Here is a 10,299-nt window from a genome sequence, read left to right as displayed (position 1 = left end):
CTACGCCAACCCGTCCGCCTCACCACCGCCCTCACCACCCTCCACACCCACAACGTCACCACCTACCTCGAAATCGGACCCCACCCCACCCTCACACCCCACATCCACACCACCCTCGACCAGCAACCCACCCCACACACCATCACCCACACCCTCCACACCGACCACCCCGAAACAACCACCCTCACCACCGCCCTCACCACCCTCCACACCCAAGGCCACCCACCCACCTGGAACACCCTGATCCCTCCCGGTTCCACCGACCCCGAAGTTCCCACCTATCCCTTCCAGCAGCGCCGCTACTGGGCGGTGGCTGGATCCGCCGCGGGTGATGTGGCGGCGGCCGGGCTCGGCGCAGCCGATCATCCGCTGCTCGGAGCCATGGTCACCGTCGCCGCGAGCGACGCCTGTCTCCTGCACGGCCGTATCTCGGTGGAGACACACCCGTGGCTGGCCGACCACGCGATCCTGGGCATGGTCCTGTTGCCGGGCACGGCCTTCGTCGAGCTGGCGCTGCACGCGGCGGACCGGACCGGTGGGGGCCAGGTGGCCGAGCTCACCCTGGAGGCGCCGCTGGTCCTGCCGGAGGCCGGCGCGGTGCAGCTTCAGGTGCAGGTGGATCCCGCCGACGAGACGGGGGCCCGGCAGATCGGCATCCATGCGCGGCCCGCCGACTCCGATGTGGCGTGGACGCGTCACGCCTCCGGCCTGCTCGCCGCGGCGGAGGCGCCGCCCGAGGACGACGACCTGGCGGAGTGGCCGGTGCCGGGCGCCGTTCCGGTCGAAGTGGACGACCTGTACGAGCGGGTGGGCCTGCTCGGCATGGCGTACGGCCCCGTGTTCCAGGGGCTGCGTGCCGCCTGGCGGCACGGCGACGACCTCTACGCCGAGGTCGTGCTGCCCCAGGGCACCGACGCGAAGGGGTTCGCACTCCACCCTGCGCTGCTGGACGCGGCGCTGCACGTGACGATCCTGCGTGACGGTGACGGAGCGACGACACGCCTGCCGTTCGCGTGGACGGGTGTGTCCGCGTACGGGCTCGGCGGCGGTGCCACGGCGCTGCGGGTGCGGTTGTCTCCGGCGGGCGAGGACGCGGTGGCGCTGACGGTCGCCGATGAGCAGGGCGCCGTGCTGGCGACTGTCGACGGGCTCACCGCCAGGCCGGTCACACCCGAGCAGCTGGTGCCGGACACGGCGGTGGCGCGGGACGCTCTGCTGCGGACCGACTGGCCTGCGCTGCCCGCCGCGGGTCCCGCGGAGCGGGAGTTCGTACGGTGGTGCGTGCGGGACGGTGTGGCGGGCGTGGAGGAGCCGGTGCCCGGCGCGGTGCTCAGCGGCGGACTCGGGGAGCTGTGCGACGCCGTCGCCGCGGGTGCCGGGATGCCGGACGCTGTGTTCGCCGTCGTACCGCCGATGCGGCAGCCGCGGGATGCCACCGCGTATGTGCTGGAGCTGATTCAGCGGTGGCTGGCCGCCGAGGTGTTCGGCTCGGCGCGACTTGTGCTGGTGACCCGTCAGGCGGTGGCCGTGCAGGACGGGGAGCCCGTGTCGGACCTGGGCGCGGCGGCGGTGTGGGGTCTGGTGCGCTCGGCCCAGACGGAGAACCCCGGGCGGTTCGCGCTGCTGGACGTGGACGCGGCCGGGGGCGAGACCCTGGGCGAGGCAGCGACCGATGTCGATGCCTGGGGAGCGGTGCACTCGGCCTTCGCGGCGGGTGAGTCGCAACTGGCCCTGAGGAGCGGGACGTTGCATGCTCCGCGGCTGGTGTCCGCAGCGCCGACGCCGCTGTCGGCGCTCGACGCGGGGACGCGTCTGGATGTGTCGGTGCCGGGCACCGTGGACGGCGTCGTGCTGGTTCCGGCGGAGGACGCCACCAGGCCCCTGGCGGCCGGTGAGGTACGTGTGTCGATGCGCGCGGCCGGTCTCAACTTCCGTGACGCGCTGATCGCCCTCGGCATGTACCCGGGGCAGCCGATGCTCGGCTCGGAAGGTGCGGGTGTCGTCACGGAGGTGGGCCCGGACGTGGCGACCGTGGCGGCCGGTGACCGGGTGATGGGGTTGTTCCAGGGCTGCCTGGGACAGTGGGCCGTCACCGACCACCGGATGCTGACCCGGATGCCGGAGGGCTGGTCGTTCGCGCAGGCGGCGGCTGCTCCGACGGTGTTCCTGACGGCGTACTACGCACTGGTCGACCTGGCGGGGATCGGCCCGGGGCGGCGGATCCTGGTCCACGCGGCGGCCGGTGGCGTGGGCATGGCGGCGACCCAGCTGGCCCGGCATCTGGGCGCGGAGGTGTTCGGCACGGCGAGCCACCCCAAGTGGGCGGCGCTTCGGGCGCGGGGTCTGGACGACGCACACCTCGCGAACTCGCGGACGCTCGACTTCGCGGACGCGTTCCTGGAGTCGACGGGCGGTGCGGGTGTCGATGTCGTCCTGAACGCCCTCGCGGGTGAGTTCGTCGACGCCTCGCTGCGGTTGCTGCCCCGCGGTGGTCACTTCCTGGAGATGGGCAAGACGGACATCCGCGAGCCGGAGCGGGTAGCGGCGGATCGACCCGGTGTCGACTACCGGGCGTTCGACCTTGCGGACGCGGGCGCGGACCGGATCCAGCGGATGCTGACGGAGCTGGTCGAGCTGTTCGAACGAGGAGTGCTGGAGCCGCTGCCCGTGACCGCGTACGACCTGCGTGCGGCGCCCGAGGCACTGCGGCAGCTCAGCCAGGCGCGGCACGTCGGCAAACTGGTGCTCACAGTGCCACGGCCGATGGACAGCTCAGGCACGGTGCTGGTCACGGGTGGCACGGGTGCGTTGGGTGCCCTCGCCGCGCGGCACCTGGTCAGCCGGCACGGTGTGCGGCGGCTGCTGCTGACCGGTCGGCGGGGCCCGGACGCGCCGGGGGCGGCGGCGCTGCGGGCCGACTTGGAGGAGCTGGGGGCGCAGGTCACCGTGGCGGCGTGCGACGCCTCCGACGCGGAAGCACTGCGCGCGCTGCTGGACGGCGTACCGCACGAGCATCCGCTGACCGCCGTAGTGCACCTGGCGGGGCTGGTGGACGATGCGACCATCGGGTCGCTGACACCCGGGCACCTGGACGCCGTGCTGCGGCCGAAGGCGGACGCGGCGTGGAACCTCCATGAGCTCACCCGGGACCTGGACCTTTCGGCGTTCGTTCTGTACTCGTCGGCCGCCGGTGTCCTGGGAAGCGCCGGTCAGGGCAACTACGCTGCCGCCAACGCGTATCTGGACGGGCTGGCCTGGCAGCGGCGCGCGGCCGGGCTTCCGGCCGTGTCCCTGGCGTGGGGCCTTTGGGGTGACCCGAACGGCATGAACGGTGCCCTGGACGAGGCCGACCAGCGGCGGATACGGCGCTCCGGTCTGCTGCCGCTGAGCGGTGGGCAAGGGCTGGCCCTCCTGGACGCGGCGCTGTCGGACCACCGCGCCGTGCTGGTGCCTGCCGCGCTGGACCGTTCGGCGCTGGCGTCGGCGCCCTCCGCCGCGGTGCCGCCGATCCTGCGCGAGCTGGCGCACGCGGGTGCCGCCGCCGGGGGCCGCGCGCGCCGGACGGCGAGTGGCGGCGCCACCGCGCTGCTCGGCCGTCTGGAAGGGCGCACGGAGGCGGAGCAGACGCGCATCATGGTGGCTCTGGTCCGTGCGGAGGTGGCCGCCGTGCTGGGGCACAGCGCCGCCGACGCGGTCGATCCGGGGCGTACGTTCCAGGAGCTCGGCTTCGACTCGCTCACCGCGGTGGAGCTGCGCAACCGTCTCAACGCCCTGACCGGGCTGCGGCTGCCGGCCACACTGGTCTTCGACCATCCCACGGTCGAAGTGCTCGCCGGCCGGCTGCGCGAAATCCTCGGGGAGGAGGCGCAGTCCTCGGCGGGGTCGGCGCCGGCCCGCCGGTCACGGCCCGGGAGGACACGCAAGGACGTGGGGGCGGACGAGCCGATCGCCATCGTCGGCATGGCGTGCCGCTTCCCCGGCGGCGTGGACTCCCCGCAGCAGCTGTGGGAGCTGGTCGCCGGGGCGGGTGACGCGATCTCGGACTTCCCCACCGACCGGGGCTGGGATCTGGCAGCGATCCTCGACCCCGAGCCGGGCAAGGCCGGTACCACGTACACAGGGCGGGGCGGGTTCATCCATGACGCGGACCGCTTCGACGCGGACTTCTTCGGCATCAACCCGCGCGAGGCGCTGGCCACGGACCCGCAGCAGCGGCTGCTGCTGGAGACCGCGTGGGAGACCGTGGAGCGTGCCGGTATCGATCCGGTCACCCTGCGGGGCAGCCGGACCGGGGTGTTCGTCGGCATGGCGTCGCAGCAGTACGGGTTCGGTGCCTCGACGCCGGAGGTCGACGGGTACCTGCTGACCGGCACCACGACCAGTGTCGCCTCCGGCCGGGTCGCCTACGCGCTGGGGCTGGAGGGGCCGGCGATCACCCTGGACACGGCTTGTTCGTCCTCGCTCGTCGCCCTGCATCTGGCCTGCCGGGCGCTGCGCGACAGCGAGTGCGACCTGGCGCTGGCCGGGGGCGTGACGGTGATGTCCTCACCGGGGATCTTCATCGAGTTCAGCCGTCAGCGTGGGCTGGCGCCCGACGGCCGGTGCAAGCCGTTCGCCGACGGGGCCGACGGCACGGCGTGGGGCGAGGGAGTGGGGCTGCTGCTGGTGGAGCGGCTCTCGGACGCCGTACGCAACAAGCATCGGGTGCTGGCGGTCGTACGGGGCAGCGCGATCAACCAGGACGGTGCCAGCAACGGGCTCACGGCGCCCAACGGCCCGTCGCAGGAGCGCGTGATCCTGGAGGCGCTGGACAACGCCGGGCTGACGGGCGGCGACGTCGACGCGGTGGAAGCGCACGGAACGGGTACCCCGCTGGGCGATCCGATCGAGGCACAGGCGCTGCTGGCCACGTACGGTCGGGACAGGGCGGCGGACCGGCCGCTGTGGCTGGGGTCCGTCAAGTCGAACATCGGGCACACCCAGGCGGCCGCCGGTGTCGCAGGCGTGATCAAGACGGTGGAGAGCCTGCGCCACGGGGTGCTGCCCCAGTCGCTGCACATCGACGCGCCGACCTCCCACGTGGACTGGGGGCGGGGCGCGGTCGCGCCGCTCACGGAGAGCGTCGCGTGGCCGGAGACGGGCCGGGCCCGCCGTGCGGGCGTGTCGTCGTTCGGCATCAGCGGCACCAACGCCCACGTGATCCTGGAGCAGGCTCCGGCCGCACAGACCTTGGAGCCGCGGGCCCCACGGGACCAGCAACGGCCCGGCGGGCACGCCGAGTCCGGGCCCGGTGCGGTGCAGCCGCTGCTGGGTTCGGCGGCGCCGGTTCCGTGGCTGCTGTCCGCCCGGAGCGAGGACGCGCTGCGCGAGCAGGCCCGCCGGTTGCGTCGTACCGCGGTCGCGGAGGACGGCGACGACCTGGCCGCTGTGGCGCACGCGCTGGCCACCACACGCTCGCGGTTCGAGCACCGCGCGGTGGTCCTCGGCCGGGAGCGCCCGGAGGTCGGGACGGCCCTGGAGGCGTTGGCCTCGGGTGCGCCGCATCCGGCCGTGTCCTCAGGTACGGCGCCCGTGACGCCGGGGGGCATCGTCCTCGTGTTCCCGGGCCAGGGCTCGCAGTGGGTGGGCATGGCGCGGGACCTGCTGGACTCGTCACGGGTGTTCTCCGACCGGCTGCACGCCTGCGCCGACGCGCTCGCGCCGTACGTCGACTGGTCGCTCGTCGATGTGCTCCGGGGCCGGCCGGGGGCTCCCGCCCTCGACCCGGTGGAGATCGCGCAGCCGGTGCTGTTCTCCGTGATGGTCTCGCTCGCGCAGCTGTGGCGCGCCGCGGGGGTGCGCCCCGACGCGGTCATCGGCCACTCCCAGGGGGAGATCGCCGCCGCCGCGGTGGCGGGCGCCTTGTCGCTCGACGACGCGGCCCGGGTGGTGGCCCTGCGCAGCAGTACGCTGCGCGCCCTGCGGGGCACCGGTGCGATGGCGTCGGTGCCGCTGTCGGCCACCGACGTGGAGGAGGCGCTGTCCCGCTGGCAGGGCGCTGTCGGGGTGGCGGCCGACAACGGGCCGGCGAGCACGGTCGTCTCGGGTGACCTCGACGCCGTGCACGAGCTCGTGGCCCGCTACCAGGCCGACGGGGTCCGGGCGAGGCTCATCCCCAACGACTACGCCTCGCACTGCGAGCACGTGGAGGTCATCCGCGACGAACTCCTCGACCGCCTCGCCGATGTGAGGGGCCGTCAGTCCGAGATCCCGTTCTGGTCCACGGTCACCGGCGCCGAGCTGGACACCCGGGAGCTCGACGCCGACTACTGGTACCGCAACCTGCGCCGGCCGGTGCGGTACGCGGGAACAGTGCGCGCCCTGCTCGACACGGGCCACCGGCTCTTCGTCGAGGCGAGCCCGCACCCCGTGCTCACGTTCGGCACCGAGCAGACCATCGAGGCGTCGGGGCTGCCCGCGACAGCGCTGGGAACCCTGCGCCGTGAACGCGATGAGAACCACGAGTTCCTGGGTGCCCTGGGCCGCGCGCATGTCCACGGGGCGCCGATCGCGTGGGAGCGGGTCATCGGCGTACGGCCCGACGACGGGTCGGTGGCGGTGCCGACGTATCCGTTCCAGCGGCGGCGGTACTGGCTGGCGCCCGCCGAACCGGCCGGTGACGTGCGCTCGGCCGGCCTGGACAGCGCCGGGCATCCGATGCTGACGGCGGCGACGGTGCTCGCCGAGGACGGCCGTCACATGTTCACCGGGCGACTCTCCCCTCGGACGCACCCGTGGCTTGCGGACCACGCCGTCGTGGACCGGATGCTGCTGCCGGGCGCGGCGTTCGTGGAGCTGGCCCTGTACTGCGCCGAGCGGACCGGCAGTCCCGGCATCGAGGAGCTCACCCTGGAGGCCCCGCTGGTTCCCGCCGAGAGCGGGGTGCAGTTGCAGATCCTCGTCGGCGCCCCCGACGCGGACGGCCGCCGCTCCCTGACGGTGCACTCACGGCCCGACGACGCCGACCCGGAAGCCCCGTGGGCGCGGCACGCGACCGGACTTCTCGCCGGCGGAACGCCAACGGCCACCGACCCCACCGCTGACGCTGCCGAGGCGGACGCGGACGCAGCCTGGCCGCCGGAGGGTGCCGAGCCGCTGGCCACCGAAGAGCTGTACGACCGGTTCGCGGACACGGGCCTCGCCTACGGCCCTGTCTTCCAGGGGCTGCGCGCCGCGTGGCAGGACGGCGACCACGTCTACGCCGAGGTCGATCTCCCCGAGGAGACCGACAGCTCCGGGTACGGCATCCACCCCGCGCTCCTGGACGCCGCATTGCACGCCATGGCCTGGACCGCGCCCGACCCGGACGGTGACGGCCCCGGGGTACGGCTGCCCTTCGCCTGGACCGGGGTGCGACTGCACGCGGCCGGCTCCAGGGCCTTGCGCGTACGGCTCACGCCGGGCACGGACACCGGTGCCGGCGCGGGCGGGGTGGCGCTGGAGTTGGCGGACCCGTCCGGGCGCCCCGTTCTGTCGATCGGTTCCCTGACGGTCCGCCCGCTCTCCACGCACCGCTTGCCCGGCGCCGGCACGTCACGGGGCAGCGCCCTGTACCGGGTCGTGTGGACGGAACGCCCGGACGGCCCGCCCCGTGCCGGCCTGCGCCTGGCCGTGCTCGGGAGCGGCATGCCCGGCGGCACGGCCACGGACATGGGAGCCGAGTCGTACGAGGACCTGGGTGACCTGCGCGCGCGACTCGCGTCCGGCGGCACGGTGCCCGACCTCGTGCTGGCCCACCTCGGGCGGGCCGGCGGTGACGAACCCGCCCTCGACGCCCGGGAGGCGGTGCTGGAGGCCCTGTCCCTGCTGCGCGACTGGTCGGCCGACGAACGGCTCGCCCCGGCCCGGCTGGTCCTGGCCACCCGGGGCGCGGTTCCGGTCGAGGACGGCGAGGACGTGCCCGATCTGGCGGGCGCCGCCGTGTGGGGCCTCGTCCGCAGCGCCCAGGCGGAGGAGCCGGGGCGGTTCCTGCTCGTCGACACCGACGGCCTGGCCGCGTCGCTCGCCGCGCTCCCGGCCGCCGTGGCCTTCGCGGCCGCCGACGGCGAGCCCCAGATCGCCGTGCGGGCCGGCCGGGTCCACCTTCCCCGGCTCGCCCGTGCGGCCGTCGAAGCCGTGGACGCCGGTCGCACGGACGCCGTGGGCGCCGAGGCGGCCGTGTCCCGACCGGGGCTCGACCCCTCGGGCACCGTCCTCATCACCGGCGGCACCGGCACCCTCGGGCGCCTCGTGGCCCGGCACCTGGTCCGGACGCACGGCGTGTCACGTCTCCTCCTGGTCGGCCGGCGCGGGCCGCTCGCCCCGGGCGCCGAGGAGCTGCGGGAGGAACTCGCCGCGCTGGGCGCCGAGGTCACCGTCGCCGCGTGCGACGTCACCGACGACGACGCCCTGCGCGCCACGCTCGACGCCGTGCCCGCCGAGCATCCACTCACAGCCGTGATCCACGCAGCCGGTGCCGTCGACGACAGCACCATCGGGTCGCTCACCCCCGCCCGGATCACCGGCGTACTGCGGCCCAAGGCCGACGCGGCCTGGACCCTGCACCGACTCACCCGGTCCCTGGACCTCGCGGCGTTCGTGATGTTCTCCTCGGCGGCGGGCGTCCTCGGCAGCGCGGGCCAGGGCAACTACGCCGCCGCCAACACCTTCCTGGACGCGCTCGCCCAGCACCGCCGCGCGCACGGGCTCGCCGGCCTGTCCCTGCCCTGGGGGCTGTGGGAGGAAGGCTCGGGCCTGACCGGTCACCTGGACCAGGCCGACCGCCACCGGATGAGCCGCAACGGGCTCCTGCCCCTGCCGACCGACGACGCGCTTTCGCTGCTGGACGCGGCGCTGAGTGCCGCGCACACCGACGCGGTGCTGCTGCCGGCCCGGCTCGGGGCCGGCGCCCTGGCCGCGCAGGCCGCCGACGGCTCGCTCAACCCGCTGCTGCGCGGCCTGGTCCGGATCCCGCCGCGCCGCGTCTCTGCGGGCGGACCGTCATTGGCCGCCCGGCTGACCGGGCTGAGCGAACAGGAACAGTACCGGCTCGTCCTCGACCTCGTACGGGAACAGGTCACCGCCGTTCTCGGGCACTCCTCCACAGCCGCCGTCATCGACCCCGAACGGGCCTTCAAGGAGCTCGGCTTCGACTCGCTCACCGCGGTCGACCTCCGCAACCGGCTGAACGCGCTCACGGGGCTGCGGCTGCCCGCCACGCTGGTCTTCGACCATCCGACGGCGCACGCCCTCGCCACGCACCTGTGCGAGCGCACCGCCCCGGTACGGCTGACGCCGGCCGAATCCGCGCTCGCGGAACTCGACCGCGTGGCGGCGCTCCTGAGCACGCTCGCCGCCGAAGCGGACGAGGAGGAAAGCACCACGATCACCCGTCGGCTGCACGCCCTGGCCGGTGAGTGGAGCGGTGCCCGACGCGCCGGCGCGACCGACGGCGGAGGCGACGCCGGCCGCGAGGACCGGGGCGCTTTGGTGACGGAACAGCTGGCGGAGTCGTCACCCGAAGAAATCTTCGACTTCATCGACAGGGAGTTCGGGCGGGCATGAACCGCGACCGGTGTCCCCGTGGGTACGCGTAAGGATGGGTGGCCAGTAAATGGCGAACGAAGACAAGCTCGTCGAATACCTCAGGCGGGTGACGGCGGACCTGCACGACACCCGGCAGCGGCTGGCCGAGGCCGAGGCATCGGCCGGCCGGCGGGAGCCGATCGCGATCGTGGGCATGGGCTGCCGCTATCCCGGAGGCGTACGGACACCGGAGGGCCTGTGGGCGCTGACGGCCGAGGGCCGGGATGCCATCACCGCCTTCCCCACGGACCGCGAGTGGGACGTCGGCGAGCTGTACGACCCCGACCCGGACCGCAAGGGCACGTCGTATGCGCGTGAGGGCGGATTCCTGTACGACGCCGGGGACTTCGACGCGGAGTTCTTCGGGATCGGCCCGCGCGAGGCGCTCGCGATCGACCCCCAGCAGCGGCTGCTGCTGGAGGTGACGTGGGAGGCGCTCGAGCGGGCGGGCATCGACCCGTCGTCGCTGCGCGGCAGCAGCACCGGTGTCTTCGCGGGGGTCATGTACAACGACTACGGCGCGCGGCTGTTCGGCAGGGCGACCGAGGAGTACGAGGGGCTGCTCGGCACCGGTAGCGCGGGCAGTGTCGCGTCGGGCCGCATCTCCTACACGTTCGGGTTCGAGGGACCGGCGGTCACCGTCGACACCGCCTGCTCGTCCTCACTGGTCGCCGTGCACCTGGCCGCCCAGGCCCT

General features: G+C 74.2%; 2 protein-coding genes. Both read left to right on the top strand.

The window, feature by feature from the left end; genetic code table 11:
- Positions 1 to 9,582, top strand: a 9,582-nt coding sequence (locus ACWCPI_RS38655) for an SDR family NAD(P)-dependent oxidoreductase (RefSeq protein ID WP_451042632.1), incomplete at its 5' end; no start/stop codon positions are given.
- An 88-nt stretch (positions 9,583 to 9,670) separates the two neighbouring features.
- Positions 9,671 to 10,299 (top strand): beta-ketoacyl synthase N-terminal-like domain-containing protein (locus tag ACWCPI_RS38650; protein ID WP_451042633.1); only part of this gene is annotated, 629 nt, incomplete at its 3' end.

This window comes from Streptomyces sp. NPDC001920 (assembly GCF_053594495.1).
Note: the sequence above shows the minus strand (reverse complement) of the source record. Positions and strands in the feature narration are given on the sequence as shown.